Here is a 15,964-nt window from a genome sequence, read left to right as displayed (position 1 = left end):
ATCAACGACTTATGCTACTTAAAGAGGGGCAGGTTTTCCTAAGCAATTATAAAAATGGTCTAGCCACTTTCATCGTTTTATTATTAGGCTTCATTCCTGTCATTGCCCAGGATACTCATGAGGATTTTATGTTCAGGGATAAAATCCAACCAGTAGATGAAAGTAACATTTTTCGCTCGGAAGACTATTTCAATTGGGGAGGCTCGATTATTAAAGGAGATGACAATCAATATCATTTGTTTTACTCCAGATGGCCAAGGGATACAAAATTTACAGGCTGGCTGGTTTACTCAGAAGTGGCTCATGCTGTTTCTGCTTCACCTTCAGGCCCGTGGACATATAAAGAAACAGTACTGAAAGGTAGAGGAAAAGGCTACTGGGATGCCATCACTGCCCACAATCCTAAAATCAAGTATTTTGAGGGTAAGTATTATTTGTACTATATCTCTACAAATTTAGGAGATAATATAGCCTATTCTGAAGAGGAACTCCTGGAAACAAGTTTGACCGGCTATACACATTCCAATTGGAAAATTTTAAGACCCAATCAAAGAACTGGCGTTGCCGTGGCGAATTCACTTTCAGGCCCTTGGGAGCGCATGGATACTCCATTGATAGAACCATCGGGACCGATCACCACATTGACAGTGAATCCGGCAATCGACAGGGGAAAGGATGGGAAATACTATCTTATTGTCAAAGGAGACAAACCGAATGATACTAATTTTACAAGAAATCAGGCTTTGGCAATAGGCAATCATCCCGCAGGTCCCTTTGTGATTCAGGATCAGCCGGTGATTGATTATATGGATACAGAAGATATGTCCTTATGGTATGATGATCTTCGGGGTAAATATTTCGGCATTTTCCACGCTCATACTTTTATTGGATTAGTAAGTTCAGATGATGGAATTCATTGGGATAAAAACGAAGAATTTGAGATTATGCCAAAGGAAATTCCAATGAAAAAGGGGGGGGAGCTCAATCCAGACCGAATGGAACGACCAAATGTATATCGGGAGAATGGAGATATTCAAGTGCTGTTATTGGCCTGCAAGAAGGGTAATGACTCATTTATAGTTACAATTCCAATTAAACCTTCAAAATGAGAAAGTACCTTATAGGATTACTACTGGTTTCAGCTTTTTCTTTTGGCTGTCAGCATTCTAAAGAGGAAAACAAGGAAATCATGCCCCTACCTTCCACCTCTCCAAGTAAAACTCAGCTGGCACAGATAGAGCGAAAATACGGCATGTTCATCCACTTTGGGGTGAATACCTTTCATGATATGGAATGGACGGATGGCTCAAAAGAAGCTTCAAGTTATAATCCTAGCAACATAGATGCGGAACAATGGATAAGGACTGCAAAGGAAGCAGGGATGAAGTATGTGATTTTGATCACCAAACATCATGAAGGATTTTGTCTTTGGGACAGCGAATTGACCACTTATGATGTAGCCTCATCACCCAATCCTACCAATGTGGTTGAGGAAGTGGCCAAAGCATGTAAAAAATATGATATAGGCCTGGGATTATATTACTCCCTTTGGGACCAAAAAGTCAACCCGAATGTGGAAGAGACGGACCAAGACAGTACTTACAATGAATACATGCTCCACCAGATCCAAGAGTTGATTGACATTACAGAAAAACATACCTCGCTTGTTGAGTTTTGGTTTGACGGGGGATGGGTGAAAGAAAATTCAAGATGGCCGATCAAAGCACTTTATCAAGCCATAAAGCAGCGGGAGCCTGATTGTCAAATAGGTGTCAATTGGTCCATAGGGCTGCCCGATGATCCTGACCACCATCCTGTTAAACCTGAAGAACAAAAAGAAGGGTTCCCAATCCGGTATTTTCCCAGTGATTTTAGGTTGGGAGATCCCTATCTTCCTGCAGAAGTTGACCCCAAAATATTTTCCCATGAAGGTCAATCCTATTATATGCCCTGGGAATCTACCGTGTGTATGAGCCAGAGATGGTTTTACAATACACAAGATACCGTTTGGAAATCCTTGGATGAACTTGAAAAACTTTATCGAAAGGCCACGGCCAATGATAATATTTTGATTCTTAATTGTCCACCCAACAGGGAAGGCAGGCTGAGGGAAAAAGATGTAGAAATGCTAAAGTCCTTGAAGGAGAGGCTTTCTATTTAAGCATATAGAAAATATGATGTTAGTACGTACATTATTATTGTTTTTGGCGATGGTATTTTTACTTTGTGAAGGTAAAGCCCAAAACCAACAACGGAAGAAAAAGAGCCAACCCAATATTGTTTTTTTCTTTGTGGATGACATGGGTTGGCAGGATACTTCTGTTCCTTTTTTTAAGGAAGTGACTGAATTGAACAAGCGGTACCTTACACCCAATATGGAGCGATTGGCCCATGATGGGATGAAGTTTACCCAAGCCTATGCGAGTGCGGTTTGCTCCCCTTCAAGGATCAGTTTGATGACAGGAATGAACGCGGCCAGGCATCGGGTGACCAATTGGACCTTAAAGAAAAATATATCTCCAGATACTGAAAATCCGGATGTGGAGTCACCCAAATGGAATGTCAATGGACTCAGTCCTGATTCATCGGTTCCTTATACCATTAGTGCCAAAACTTTACCCACACTCCTTAGTGAAGGGGGATACCAAACAATCCATGTGGGCAAAGCGCATTTTGGCGCTGAGGGCACCCCTGGGGAGGATCCTTTAAATTTAGGTTTTCAGGTAAATATTGGTGGCCATGCCGCAGGTGGTCCAGGGAGTTATTTGGGAATCCATGATTTTAGTGCTGATTGGAGAGATGCTGGAAACCACATTTGGGATATTCCTGACTTGGAAAAATACCATGGGCAAGAAATCTATTTGACGGAAGCTTTGACTCGTGAGGCCTTGAAAGAAGTCAGCAAGTCAGTGGAAGAAGCACAGCCATTTTACTTATATATGTCCCACTATGCGATTCATGCTCCTTGGGAAAAGGACCAACGTTACTATCAAAAATACATCGAACAAGGGCTTAGTGAACAAGAAGCGACATATGCCACCATGATTGAAGGAATGGACAAATCGCTGGGAGACATTATGGATCATTTGGAAAAGTTAGGGGTTTCGGATAACACCATTATTGTATTTATGTCCGATAATGGCGCCCACAAACAGGTGGCCCAGAACAAACCTTTGAGGGGCTATAAGCTCAGCCCATATGAGGGAGGTATTCGGGTACCGCTTCTGGTGAAGTGGCCAGGAGTGATACAACAAGCTATGGTAAATGATGCATATGTCATTATTGAAGACATTTTTCCCACCTTTCTTGAAATGGCTGGAATGAATAAAGCGGCAAAGGGAAGCATAGATGGAAAGAGTTTTGTCAACAAGCTGAAAGGTGAAACTTCATCCCAAGAGAGACCATTGCTTTGGCATTATCCCAACACTTATTATAATCCCCCTTATAGTGTGGTAAGAAAAGGTGACTGGAAATTGATCTATCACCATGTAGATCAAAAACTGGAGTTGTTCAACATAAGCAATGATATCAGTGAATCCACCGATTTAAGTGAAACGGAATTGGATAAAACAATGGAAATGGCCCAGCTGATGACCAAGCTCCTTAAGAATACTGATGCACAAATGCCGACCATCAAAGCCACTGGAAAACCGGTTCCCTATCCCAATGAGCTTTAAAATAAAGAATAAGATAAATTTGAATAATATGAAAATGAAATTGTTCCAGACATTGCTGCTATTGGCTGTGGTGTTTGGTGGGAGTTTTACCATTCAGGCCCAGACTTACACGGCGTTGCAGGACTTGAATATTTCACTGAGTGAGCAAACTTATGCTGCTCCTGTGAAAAACCGTTCAGTAACAGGAGAGGAGCTATCTATTGGTGGGGAGTCTTTTTCAGATGGCATAGGAGTACATTCCAACTCGGTCATTAAGATTAAAATGAACAATGGAAGTCACTTTTCTGCCAAGATTGGAGTGAATGATTCGAAGATTGACTATGAGTCAGAAAATATAAAAACAATACCATTGACAGATGGGAAGCGTATTTTTTATGAAGTAACACCCAGTAAAAAGCAGTTTGTTGGTGTGGAAGGTCAGGATGGTATGGTGGATCAAGGATCCGTCATTTTCAAACTGGTCCATAATGGAGAGGAGATTTATCAGAGTGGAATTATGCGAAAAGGTGATGCCGCCAAAACGATTGATTTAGATGTCAAGGGTGGTGTACTGGAGCTTATTGTTGAGGATGCAGGAGATGGGCCGAGTGGTGACCATGCAGTTTGGGCAGAGCCAAAAATTGAATTTTTTGAAATAGCCCCAGTGATCAAACCAGGTGATTTTGTAGGAGAGAAGGCTGAACAGAAAAGTGAAGTTAGGGAATACTTACTTGGAAAATTAAGTAAACTAAAAGCGGTGGAACTGCCACTTGCCCAGCCGAACTATGATTGGCTAATTGATCATTCTAGCGCCAAGGCTGAAGTGTTTAAAAATGGAGAAGATAATCTTGTGCTTAGCAATGGGCTGATTGCAAGAACTTTTAAGCTAAGCCCTAACTTGGCAACCATTGATTTTACCAACTTGATGACGGGAGAAACCTTGCTCCGTGCTGTGTCCAGTGAAGGAGTGCTGACCATTGATGGTCGGAGTTATGATATCGGTGGATTAAGTCCCCAATCGGAGTATGGCTACACTTTGATGAAATGGACAGAGGAACTGATGGCTACCCAAAACAGTTTCCAGATCCAGGATTTTGAAGTGAAGGAAATTACGGATAGACTGGCGTGGAAAAGGGTTCGTTGGGCCATGAACAAGGAAATGCCAAGTGGAAAGGAAGTGGTCTTTACGCTTGAAAAAGAGGGTGTTTTGGTCAAGGTTCACTTTGCGCTGTATGATGGCATCCCGACGCTTTCCAAGTGGATAGAAGTAATCAATGACAGTGATTTGATTGTGCAGTTGAACAGCTTTAAATTGGAGCAATTGGCCATGGTGGAAGGAGAAAATCTGGTGGGGACTCCTGAAAATTGGGTGAAGCCCAATATCCATGTCCAAACAGACTATGCTTTTGGAGGGATGCAACAGAAAACCTCTCAAGAGACCGTCTTTTGGGAGAAAGATCCTAGGTACACCACGCAGACCAACTATCCTTTGAACTTACCTTGTTTGCTTGAAGTCAAGCCACCTTTAGGGCCAGAAACAGCCATAGCAGTAGGGGATACACTCAGCACATTCAGGGTGTGGGAGTTGCCAATGGATTCTCGCGATGAAGAAAGAAATGGCTTGTTTATCCGGAAGATGTATCGGACCATTTCGCCATGGACCACAGAAAATCCCATCTTCCTTCACCTGACCTCTACGGATCCTAAGGTGGTCAAAACAGCTGTAGACCAATGTGCTGAAGTTGGATATGAAATGATCATCTTGAGCTTCGGTAGTGGAATGGATATGGAAGACGAATCACCGGAAAACTATGCCAAGTTCCGTGAGTTAAGGGAATATGCCAATTCTAAGGGCATAGAATTGGGCGGTTATTCTTTGCTTTCCAGTCGTTGGATCAGTGAGGAAGTGGATGTGATCAATCCTGAGACAGGCAAAAGAGGAGGGATGATCTTTGGTTCTTCCCCTTGTCTCAGCAGTGAGTGGGGCTATGATTATTTCATAAAGATCAAGAAGTTTTTTGATCAAACCGGGATGCAAGTATTTGAGAATGATGGTTCTTATCCGGGCAATGTCTGTGCGTCTACCAGCCACGCTCATCATAATGGATTGGGAGATTCTCAGTGGAAGCAATATGCCCAGATCCAAGGGCTGTATCAATGGATGCGGGCTGAAGGCATTTACATGAATGTACCGGACTTCTATATCAATTCAGGTACTAATAAAACAGGAATTGGCTACCGAGAAGTCAACTGGTCCTTGCCTAGAGAAAGGCACCTGATGCATGGACGCTTGAACATTTATGATGGGCTATGGGACAGGATACCGAGCATGTGCTGGACGTTTGTGCCACTGACTCAATATCATGGTGGTGGAGCAGCCGCTACTTTGGAGCCACTAAAGGACCATTTGAAAGATTATGAAAATCATATGATGCAAAATTATGGTTCTGGCGTTCAGGCTTGTTATAGGGGGCCGAGGTTATACGATGCTCCAGAGACCAAAGAATTGGTCAAGGAAGTGATTGGTTGGTACAAGGAGTACAGAAATATTCTGAACAGTGATATTATTCACCTGAGAAGGCCATCAGGAAAAGATTGGGATGGCTTTATGCACGCTAATCCGGCCTTGAAAGAAAAGGGGCTGGCCATGTTCTTTAACCCAACGGATAAGGAAATGGTCAGGGAAATCAAGCTTCCCCTATACTACACTGGCTTGACAGATGAGGCAAAAGTTCGTGAAAAAGAAGGAAAGAGCGTTAATTACACTTTGGACAGGGAGTACAATATCCATCTAAAAGTCATTATTCCAGCCAATTCCTATACTTGGTATGTAATTGAATAGTGTTCAATTAGCTTGCAATTAAAAACAAAAGGCTGTCCCGTCAATATAGATTCTTGATGGGACAGCCTTTTTGGAGTGTTTTTGATGAACTGTTCTAATCCTGGACTGGGTAGCCTTTGTTGATCCAATCCGTTTTGACATTATTCAGGATGGCCAAAAGCTTATGGTTCTTAAAGCCCAGATCGTTGAGAGTTTTGAAAGCTGGCCTTACGTTGGGACATTTTTGTAGGGGACAGCAACCACAATACAAAATGATTTCGGTATCCTTGGGCAGTTGGTTGACGACCATTTTTAGCTTTTTGATATTGTCAGGATCTTGACCCGGCCCAATGTCTTTTGAGCCTTTGATCACCGCTTGAGGACCTATGCTTAAGATCAAGGGGAGCTTTTCTTTACTTTTTTGCATTCTTTGGCTCAGGTCGTAGGGGGAGACCATTTGTTTGGCCGTCCAAGGTTCAGCAGACTGAAATGAAAGCAAGATGATCATTATCAATACAAAGGCTGAAAAAAAGCGTGGATAAGTTTTTTGTTCCTTCATTGTAGCTTCAGGTTTTGACTTTGGAATTTAAACCTTTAAGGTAACATTTTTTGGTTTGAAAAGGCAAAGAAGGTTCCAGTGTAAAACTGTTCCCTATTTCCCCAAAGCGTGGTACATCATGTTGACTAAGTTGTGAGTAATCAATCATTTGAATACCTGCCAAATTACTTCAAAGGTTAAAAGCGTGTTGGATGATTGTATTATTGGAGAATTTTATGGTTTTGCCTCCAGATTTCTGGCTTCTGACCTTTTGAGTAATGGATTTGAAGTTTTTGTTACTTTTGAGGATTGTTATATTATATAATTAAATTAATTATATATATGGTTAATTTGTTTTTGTAGTATCAATTTGTAATTAAATATAGTGGTGTTGGCATAGTGATTGCACCTTTTTGGGTAACGAATAATGATAAATTAATCGCTAACCAAAATTTTAACAACCATGGAAAACTTACAAAATAAAAGAGTAGCCATTTTAGCCACTAATGGATTTGAAGAATCAGAATTGACCAGTCCCAAACAGGCTTTGGAGGACAGTGGAGCTAAAGTAGATGTCGTTTCCATAGAAACAGGATCGATCAAAGGATGGAAGAATGGCAACTGGAGCAATAGTGTGCGAGTGGACAAAACACTGGAAGAAGTTTATGAAGAAGATTACGATGCCTTGGTGCTACCAGGTGGAGTGATCAATCCCGACCAACTCAGGAGGAGTGAGAAAGCCATTCAGTTTGTCAGGGCTTTCTTTAAAAACCACAAACCGGTAGCGGCTATTTGTCATGGACCACAAGTCTTGGTGGAAGCGGATGTGGTCAATGGTAGAAAATTGACTTCTTTCCATTCCATCAAAACCGACCTGATGAATGCAGGTGCCAAATGGTTTGATGAAGCTGTAGTGGTGGATCATGGTTTGGTTACTTCCAGAACCCCTGATGACCTTCCCGATTTCAATAGAAAATTGGTGGAAGAAGTCAGAGAAGGCACCCACAGCAGACAAATGGTATAATAAGAATTGGATAATTTAAGAGAGAAGAGCCAGCGTATTATTTGCGCTGGCTCTTCTTTTTATCTTATAATGGTAATTATTTTGGTTAATCTTTTACACAGCGAACAGAAGCTGCTGTAGGATTGAACCGAGATCGTCTTATTCCAGCAATAGAGTAGCGGAATTCACGGATGTATAAAGCGTTATCTTCTATATTGCTGCCTTCAAGAGGTGTCCATATATATGCAGCTTCATATTCATCCTCGAATGTGGAATAATAAGTAACTCCATCAAATTGATCATCAGGATATACATAACCGTATGGTAAAATTGTAAGACCGTATTCGTTGGTGGCACCCGTATTTATATAATTGAAGTTGTCATCTGGAAAAGGCCATTCTTCAACTGCTTTAAGTTTTCCCCCGATGTTTTGTGAAGCACCTCTGGTGTACAAGCCACTCTCGAATTGATTCTCCGGTAAACCTAAATATGTTTCTAAGCTACGCCAATCTTCATCTGTAGACACATGCCAGTTGCAGGGGCAAATGTTCCTTTCATCGTAAATGGCGGCCTCACTGTAATAGAGCATAGTTGACCGATTTTGTACGGCAAAGCTCATATTGGGTTCAGTAATGTTTTCAAATATTTGTTCAGTCCTAAGTGTCAGGATATCCTCACCATTACAGAATTTGGTTGTGTTCAGGTCTTCGGCCATCCAATACTGCTCACCAATCTTGACCACTTTATATTCATTTCCGTCAGCATCGGTCACGCTGGTGATCTCTTCCTCAGCATCGATCTCAAAAAACTCCTCATGGTATTCAAATGGCCCAATGGCCAGCTCGATCAGGTTGACGGTTCCTTGAACTTCGGTCAGCTTGAGGTAGAAGTGGTAATGGTTGTAAGCCGAAATGTCCAGTTCCTTTTGCAGGGCTTGTCCATTGAAGTTTTCATAGATGGTCAGGGTAGGGGTCAGTCCTGCCTTTACGTAGGCATAAAGGGTAAAGCCCTGATCGCAGGTCTCAAGCTCGTGTTCCCCGTCCAGATTGGCAGAGCGTACAAACTCTTTTTTGACGGTAACCAGACCGTATTCGGTGCTTCCCTGCAGGCTGATGTCAAGACTGGTTTCTGACAGGGTAAATTCCCCTGAAATGGTAAAGGGCAGGAACTTTTCAAAATCCCCACCGGTCACTTCAGAGAACAGAGTATATTCCCCATAGGGCAGTTGGATTTGATAAGCTTCTGTAAAGTCATTGGGGTTGTATTGAAGGGAATATTCTGCACCCGTTTGTTTGTGGGTAATGGTCAGGGTAGCGGATTCCTTAAAAATATGTTTCCACTCGGATTCTTCAAGCACGCGGGCATTGGGAGATAGGCCTCCAAAATGGGTAAATGATATGGCTGAAAAGCTGACCATGCCCATTTTGGGCGCCTCAAGGTTTTCCTGCACACAGCTGGTGGCCAGCAGAAAGAGAAGGGATAGGTAATAGATTGAATATTTCATAGAAGTAGCGGTTATATTGATGTTTTAGTCTTTGACACAGCGGATACTTGTAAAATAAATGCCAAGTAAATCTCTTCTTCTGTAAATCCCTTGAGAATTATAAGTGAGCTCTCTTCCAAATCCTAATGGAGTATATTCTTGACGATTGTCATCCAGTAGCCAATCTCCATATTGTGTTGAACTCCAAAATTGTGCATAGGAATCTTCATTTGATGGTACACCAGGGAAACTTGGTTTGGCATTGAACCCAACTTCATTGGTTGCTCCAATATTTGGATCTCTCCAACCTGAAATGCTTTTTAGTTTACCTCCAATATTTTCATTTCTTCCTCTTTCATACCCATACACACCTTCATCAAGAGTAAGTCCCAAGAATCTTTCTAAAATGGTCCACTCTTCATCAGAAGGAACATGCCATCCGCATGGGCAGACTTGTCTACCAGGGGAGTTAGTACTTCTAAAATTATAATATATTTTATCATTTCTCTTTGTATAAGCAGGTAGGTGATCTGGTGGATAATTCCCTGTAAATTCCTCAGGATCATATAATAATAAAGAATGTCCTTCACAGGAACTAGTTGTTTGGAGGTCTTCAGCCATCCAATATTGTTCACCGATTTTAACCACCTTGTATTCGTTGCCATCGGCATCGGTCACGCTGGTGATCTCTTGCTCACCCTCGATCTCAAAAAACTCCTCATGGTATTCAAATGGCCCGATGGCCAGTTCGATCAGGTTGACTGTTCCCTGAACTTCGGTCAGTTTGAGGTAGAAGTGGTAATGGTTGTAGGCCGCAATATCCAGTTCCTTTAGTAGGGCTTGTCCATTGAAGTTCTCGTAGATGGTCAGGGTAGGGTTCAGTCCATCCTTGACATAGGCATAAAGGGTAAAGCCCTGATCGCAGATCTCCAGCTCGTGTTCCCCGTCCAGATTGGCAGAGAGCACAAATTCCTTTTTGACGGTAACCAGGCCGTATTCGGTGCTTCCCTGCAGGCTGATCTCCAGGCTGGTTTCTGCCAGGGTAAATTCCCCTGTAATGGTAAAGGGCAGGAACTTTTCAAAATCGCCTCCAGCTACTTCAGAAAATACGGTGTATTCCCCATAAGGCAGTTGGATTTGATAAGCTTCTGTAAAGTCATTGGGGTTGTATTGGAGGGAATATTCTGCGCCTGTTTCTTTATGGGTAATGATCAGGGTAGCGGATTCCTTAAAGATATGTTTCCACTCGGATTTTTCAAGCACCCGGGCACTGGGAGATAGGCCTCCAAAGTGTTCGAACGTTACTTTAGAGAAGCTGACCATTCCCATTTTGGGCGCCTCAAGGTTTTCCTGCACACAGCTGGTGGTCAACAGGAAGAGAAGGGATAGGTAATAGATTGAATTTTTCATAGGAGTAGCGGTTATATTGATGTTTTAGTCTTTGACACATCTTACCTGACCATAAGTCGAGGGGTGGTCTATTTCTATCGCAATTCCAGAACTGTAATTACTTAGCCATCTCCATAGAATCTCAACTTCCTCCTCACATTCGCATTCATCTCTATTATCATGATGAATGGTAGATGTCATATAGTAGGCAGATGTAAGTTGACTTTCATTTGTTCGCTTATAGGGTAGCGCTGAAAAGCCTGACTCATTGGTGGCTCCTACATTAGGAGTTTCCCAACCTTCTATGGACTTTAATTTGCCACCAACATTTTCTTCACTACCACGCGTGATGGAAAGGTTTATATCATCATTAACATCATCGGATATGTCCACTCCGAGAAATTGCTCCATTGTTTTCCATTCTTCATCGGATGGTAAATGATAACCACATGGACAAAGTTTTCGAGGGTCAGTACCTGCATAAAAGTTGTACATAATACCATTATCAGTATTGATCCTCAAAGCTGGTGTATAGAGGCTTGTTTGCTCTGTATTGAGTGCGATGCGATCCCCGTTATTGTAATAGGTTGCTTTTAGATCTTTGGCCATCCATGTTTGATCCCCAATTTGTACGACAGGGTATTGATTGCCATTGATATCATAGACATAGCCATCTTTATCACCGCATCCCAAATACCCTACTTCAAAAAACTCTTCATGGTACTCAAATGGCCCAATGGCCAGCTCGATCAGGTTGACGGTTCCCTGAACTTCGGTCAGCTTAAGGTAGAAGTGGTAATGGTTGTAGGCCGCAATATCCAGTTCCTTTTGTAGTGCTTGTCCATTGAAGTTCTCGTAGATGGTCAGGGTAGGGGTAAGTCCATCCTTGACATAGGCATAAAGTGTAAATCCCTGATCGCAGATCTCCAGCTCGTGTTCCCCGTCCAGATTGGCAGAGAGCACAAATTCCTTTTTGACGGTAACCAGGCCGTATTCGGTGCTTCCCTGCAGGCTGATATCTAAGCTAGTTTCTCCCAGGATAAATTCCCCTGAGATGGTGAAGGGCAAGAACTTTTCAAAATCGCCTCCAGCTACTTCAGAAAATAAGGTGTATTCCCCATAGGGCAGTTGGATTTGATAAGCTTCTGTAAAGTCATTGGGGTTGTACTGGAGGGAATATTCGGCGCCTGTTTGTTTGTGGGTAATGGTCAGGTTAGCGGATTCCTTAAAGATATGTTTCCACTCGGAATCTTCAAGCATCCGGGCATTGGGAGATAGATTGCCAAAGTGGCTAAATGATATGGCTGAAAAGCTGACCATTCCCATTTTGGGCGCCTCAAGGTTTTCCTGTAAGCAACTTGTTACTAAAAGGATTAGTAACAGTAGAAGGTTAGGTTTATTCATGACTCCTGAAAAGTAAATATTTAAAAAAATTGATCTACAGGAAGTTAGCTAAAAGATTAGGTAAAACCTTTAGTGTATTAAATTATGTAGATAAACTATAATAAAACGAGTTTAAATGCTTTTTGTGATGTTTGTTGATTGGGAAAAAGAAATCTTCAAGCTTGATCAAATAATTGGAATAGCAGTAAATAATTCAAATAGAACCTCATTTTGATTTTACACTTCAAATCTGAGACGATAGCTTTAATAATATTATTTAAATATTAAATGTTTTTATTTTTTTTCATATTATAATTTAAGTTTATTTTATAATTGTAGTTTGAATTTTTTTATCAAAATATATGAATAAGAGTGATTTTTTTACTATGTTTTATGAAGTTTGTCTATAATATTTTGTTGTTTAATTTTTATGCATTTCCTTAATAATGAATTGTATTTTGGCGGATGCTATTAGGTTAAAAGGCATCTTATAAGCAAATAGGTGTATCCTTCTTGTAATACATCTTATTAATTGTTTGAGTAAGTGTGAGTCTATAGTCATTACCTAATTATTTTTATAATGGAGCCTGACAACCAAGTAATAGAATTATGGAAACGTGCTTATACCGGAAGTATTAAGGAATATTCAAAGTTCGAAGCAATTACTCAATTCCATCAAATAGCTGGAATGTGCAGTCCTGGCGATTTTTACTACTATATCATTAACTACCATAATTTAGAGATAGATTATATTCACCCAAATGTCATGAAGATTTTGGGAATACCACCGGAGGAAGCTGACATTGAAAAACTTGTCAGTATTTTGGATAAGGATGAATTGTATCTGGTCAGGAAGAAAGAAGAGGTGGTAAATGATTTCTTTATCAATTACCTTTCCAATGAGGATCAATTGTATTATAAAGTCACATATGCATATTGTTTTATGCATCCGGTTCTAGGTAGGAAAACAATGCTGGTACAGGGAACTCCCATTAACATAACCGATAATAACTCATTTCAACATGCCTTTATCATTCATACAGACATTACTTATTTGGGGCCTCTTCCCACTGATAGACTGTCTTTTATCAGTTTAAATGGAAAAAAGTCTTATTATAATTTACCTGTTGAACAAGGCTGTTTTGACCCGGACTTTTGCACTAAAGAACAACATTTAATGGTTAATACTTTGACCAAACGCGAAATTGAAATAGTACGCTTAATTCAAAAAGGATTAAACGCAAAGGAAATTTCCAATCGGCTATTTATCTCCTTCAACACTACCTGTACGCACAGAAGAAATATTCTAAAGAAAACCAAGTGCTCCAACACTGAAGAACTGATTAGCAGGTGTTTGTTGGAAGGGGTGATTTGAAACAATGTATAGATAGACTTTTTTGATTAAATTATTGGCAGCTCCTTTAAATGGTGATTGGATCATGTTCATCCAAGAAATTTTGATAAGAATAGAAATAAGAATCAAACCCAAAATTTTAGACAATGCCGTTAATCAACAACCTCGAGAATTATCTCGCAAAATTGGAGACATTGCCTCCATTCCAAAAGCCCTTGTCAGATATTCCCAATGAGGCTTATAAACTTGATGTATTGGACATTAATGAAAGCCTAAATATTGGGGGAAAGTCTATTCAACTGATAGGTAGTTTGAATATTGGGCCGAGGATTTTTGTATTCAATGACCCAGAAGATAATACACGGGATGAGGAGGTGGATGAACACGATATAGTCCAGAATAAAGCTACAGAGGAGGAGGTCCTGGTGGTGCCCAATTATGATTCCCATGCTATCATCCAATATGGAATAGGGGTTTCTATAAAAGCTGGTGCACCTCTGGAACAGTTGGGTTTTTCTCTTTCGGGTAGTGCAAAGGTGCGTGCCTGTACCTACAAACTCCATCCAAGGGAACATTCGCTACTTAAGGCAGCTACGCAAGACCTGAAAAAATTTCCTTGGATATTTAGTCTCGATGAGCTGAAGAATTTGAAAAACAATGAAGTTTGTACACTGGAGTTTGCGGGAGAACTGAACTCATCTCTCGAGGTAAGTTGGAGTGACCTATACTCAGGAAGTTTGATGGGAGTTTCCAAAATCATGAAATCAGCCTCTCCAATTGCTTTGGAAGTAGATGCAGGTGCAACAATCCAATTTAATTTTGGCATTCAAGACAACTTTGTTTTGGTCATTAAGCGGGTTTCAGGAAGTGAGTTTCACTTTGGGGTCAAAAAGAACAAAAAGCAGTCTCTAGGAGCTAGTGCCCAGATAGGCATATCAGCTTCTTTGGCAGAAAAAGACCAAGGTGTACTGGAGAAGGTTTTGGATGGATTGCTCGAACAATATCTTCAAAAGGCAAAAGCAGAAATCAATAAGGTATTGGCCAAAGCCAATATGCAGGATTTGAATGCAGAGCAATTGGAAACCGTAGAAAAAATGGCTGAAATGGTTGGCTTGGGGCCTGTTGCAAATAAATTTATGGAAGTCAAGCAGCGTTGGGAGTCTTTTCTAGAAAGACTGAGAAATACAATCGCCCAATTTGTTAAAGCTAAGATTGAACTGGGAGTAAGTTATGAGTATAGTCAAATAAGGACTGAAAACTGCTTTTTGGTAGGGACACTTTCTGAATCTGCTTTAGAAAATTACCATGCTGACTTGATTAAGTTTAAGCTTAGGGAGCTTCTAAAAGATAAAAGTGATGGAGTGGTCATCAAGAAGTTTTTGCAGGAAAAAGGGTATCAGCGCAAACGAGGTTTTGGCTTTGATCTGAAAGTAGCCCAAAAAGGAATAGGTATTGACCATGATTCAAGTATTGAAATCATTGAGCGATACAATGAGCAAATAGGCTTTCTTCATCTTGTTACCAAGTCGGATAAATCTTATGAAGGTGAGTTTTTTGGAGAAACTTTTAAATGGACAGCAGGTTTACAAGCTGAAACAAAAGGTTTTGTTTTTAGTCCTAAGATTAGTGACCTCAGTTGCCAACTTCACTTGGGCTTTGAATGGAGTGAAAATAAGAAATTGGAAAAGGGTGAAATTAAGAAAATAGCCGATACCGCAGTGCTTTGGGGATTGATCAAAGATTATAGAAGGGATTTGTTGATTGATAAATTAACCAATGAACTGAAGAACAAGAGTGCAACAGACATTCATGTTGATTTAAAAATTGAGATTCCAGACGATGCGTTCAAATCAATTATTAGGGCCATTGATGAAGTAAAGCGGAGAAGTATGGACAATTATTATTCGATTCTTTCCCATGCTTTGGCTGCCTGTATGTTTTCCGGTAATAGTACAGTGGAGCAACGTATAGCTACCCATGGTCAAAATTTTTTACTCTACCTTAAAAACCCTCATTTGGATCATCCCACAATCAAAGCTTATGGCAGTCAAATCAGTATGAACCATATTAACCACCTAAACAGTGCCATTGATATATTGGTAAGCAGAGGGGGAGAGAGTTGTGCACCGGAAACCGTGAAAAAAATTATCAGGGGTTTTAATCAATTCCATAATAATATCTACAGGGTAAAAGTACTTGGTTTTTTGATGTTTCATTATGCCCGGATCATCCGCCAGGATGAAGAAATAGAACCAGCCCTTAAAATAAGTTACAGGAAGGGAAATCAAGAAAAAGTGATCAATGTAGTTAGGGATTATAGGTAGGTGATGGGTTGAA

11 protein-coding genes are annotated in these 15,964 nt (G+C 40.7%); 7 read left to right on the top strand and 4 right to left on the bottom strand.

The window, feature by feature from the left end:
* Nucleotides 1-11: 11 nt before the first annotated feature.
* The 4 genes from JL001_RS18610 to JL001_RS18595 are packed head-to-tail and all read left to right on the top strand — an operon-like array spanning nt 12 to nt 6,498.
* On the top strand, nt 12-1,109 hold the full coding sequence (locus tag JL001_RS18610) for a glycoside hydrolase family protein (RefSeq protein ID WP_200978917.1): 1,098 nt from the start codon (nt 12-14) through the stop codon (nt 1,107-1,109).
* Complete coding sequence (locus tag JL001_RS18605) at nt 1,106-2,161, top strand: alpha-L-fucosidase (RefSeq protein WP_200978915.1); 1,056 nt, start codon at nt 1,106-1,108, stop codon at nt 2,159-2,161. The genes JL001_RS18610 and JL001_RS18605 overlap by 4 nt, the downstream gene beginning before the upstream one ends.
* A 13-nt stretch (nt 2,162-2,174) precedes the next feature.
* Complete coding sequence (locus tag JL001_RS18600) at nt 2,175-3,677, top strand: sulfatase (RefSeq protein WP_236252891.1); 1,503 nt, start codon at nt 2,175-2,177, stop codon at nt 3,675-3,677.
* A 28-nt stretch (nt 3,678-3,705) separates the two neighbouring features.
* On the top strand, nt 3,706-6,498 hold the full coding sequence (locus JL001_RS18595; protein WP_236252890.1) for an NPCBM/NEW2 domain-containing protein: 2,793 nt from the start codon (nt 3,706-3,708) through the stop codon (nt 6,496-6,498).
* A gap of 94 nt (nt 6,499-6,592) precedes the next feature.
* Here the strand turns inward: JL001_RS18595 and JL001_RS18590 are convergent, their stop codons facing one another.
* A complete protein-coding gene (locus JL001_RS18590) occupies nt 6,593-7,036 on the bottom strand; it encodes a rhodanese-like domain-containing protein (protein ID WP_200978913.1) in 444 nt (147 codons plus the stop codon).
* 442 nt (nt 7,037-7,478) lie between these two features.
* On the opposite strand from JL001_RS18590, the gene JL001_RS18585 reads away from it, so the two are divergent.
* The gene (locus JL001_RS18585) at nt 7,479-8,039 is read left to right on the top strand and encodes a type 1 glutamine amidotransferase domain-containing protein (protein ID WP_200978911.1); all 561 of its coding nucleotides are present in this window, start codon (nt 7,479-7,481) and stop codon (nt 8,037-8,039) included.
* 85 nt (nt 8,040-8,124) lie between these two features.
* Here JL001_RS18585 and JL001_RS18580 read toward each other — a convergent pair whose 3' ends face one another.
* From JL001_RS18580 to JL001_RS18570, 3 genes are read right to left on the bottom strand one after another with little or no spacing between them, the layout of a single operon-like run.
* Entirely contained in the window at nt 8,125-9,522 is a 1,398-nt protein-coding gene (locus tag JL001_RS18580) for a fibrobacter succinogenes major paralogous domain-containing protein (RefSeq protein WP_200978909.1), read from the bottom strand.
* Between the two features lie 24 nt (nt 9,523-9,546).
* Nucleotides 9,547-10,911, bottom strand: a complete 1,365-nt coding sequence (locus JL001_RS18575; protein ID WP_200978907.1) for a fibrobacter succinogenes major paralogous domain-containing protein — start codon at nt 10,909-10,911, stop codon at nt 9,547-9,549.
* Nucleotides 10,912-10,935: 24 nt separating this feature from the next.
* A complete protein-coding gene (locus JL001_RS18570; RefSeq protein ID WP_200978905.1) occupies nt 10,936-12,294 on the bottom strand; it encodes a fibrobacter succinogenes major paralogous domain-containing protein in 1,359 nt (452 codons plus the stop codon).
* A 559-nt stretch (nt 12,295-12,853) separates the two neighbouring features.
* Between JL001_RS18570 and JL001_RS18565 the strand changes: the two genes are divergently transcribed.
* Together JL001_RS18565 and JL001_RS18560 are read left to right on the top strand one after the other, a co-directional pair.
* Nucleotides 12,854-13,648, top strand: coding sequence for a helix-turn-helix transcriptional regulator (locus JL001_RS18565; protein WP_200978903.1), 795 nt, complete (start codon nt 12,854-12,856; stop codon nt 13,646-13,648).
* Between the two features lie 125 nt (nt 13,649-13,773).
* On the top strand, nt 13,774-15,951 hold the full coding sequence (locus JL001_RS18560; protein WP_200978901.1) for a hypothetical protein: 2,178 nt from the start codon (nt 13,774-13,776) through the stop codon (nt 15,949-15,951).
* The last annotated feature ends 13 nt before the right edge of the window (nt 15,952-15,964 follow it).

The sequence above is a fragment of the Echinicola sp. 20G genome (genome assembly GCF_015533855.1).
GTDB lineage: Bacteria > Bacteroidota > Bacteroidia > Cytophagales > Cyclobacteriaceae > Echinicola.
The sequence above is the reverse complement of the archived record's forward strand: the minus strand, read 5'-3'. Positions and strand labels throughout refer to the sequence as shown.

Coding starts and splice junctions, on each gene's coding strand:
- JL001_RS18610 (WP_200978917.1), top strand. CDS start 12: ATGCTACTTAAAGAGGGGCAGGTTTTCCTAAGCAATTATAAAAATGGT.
- JL001_RS18605 (WP_200978915.1), top strand. CDS start 1,106: ATGAGAAAGTACCTTATAGGATTACTACTGGTTTCAGCTTTTTCTTTT.
- JL001_RS18600 (WP_236252891.1), top strand. CDS start 2,175: ATGATGTTAGTACGTACATTATTATTGTTTTTGGCGATGGTATTTTTA.
- JL001_RS18595 (WP_236252890.1), top strand. CDS start 3,706: ATGAAAATGAAATTGTTCCAGACATTGCTGCTATTGGCTGTGGTGTTT.
- JL001_RS18590 (WP_200978913.1), bottom strand. CDS start 7,036: ATGAAGGAACAAAAAACTTATCCACGCTTTTTTTCAGCCTTTGTATTG.
- JL001_RS18585 (WP_200978911.1), top strand. CDS start 7,479: ATGGAAAACTTACAAAATAAAAGAGTAGCCATTTTAGCCACTAATGGA.
- JL001_RS18580 (WP_200978909.1), bottom strand. CDS start 9,522: ATGAAATATTCAATCTATTACCTATCCCTTCTCTTTCTGCTGGCCACC.
- JL001_RS18575 (WP_200978907.1), bottom strand. CDS start 10,911: ATGAAAAATTCAATCTATTACCTATCCCTTCTCTTCCTGTTGACCACC.
- JL001_RS18570 (WP_200978905.1), bottom strand. CDS start 12,294: ATGAATAAACCTAACCTTCTACTGTTACTAATCCTTTTAGTAACAAGT.
- JL001_RS18565 (WP_200978903.1), top strand. CDS start 12,854: ATGGAGCCTGACAACCAAGTAATAGAATTATGGAAACGTGCTTATACC.
- JL001_RS18560 (WP_200978901.1), top strand. CDS start 13,774: ATGCCGTTAATCAACAACCTCGAGAATTATCTCGCAAAATTGGAGACA.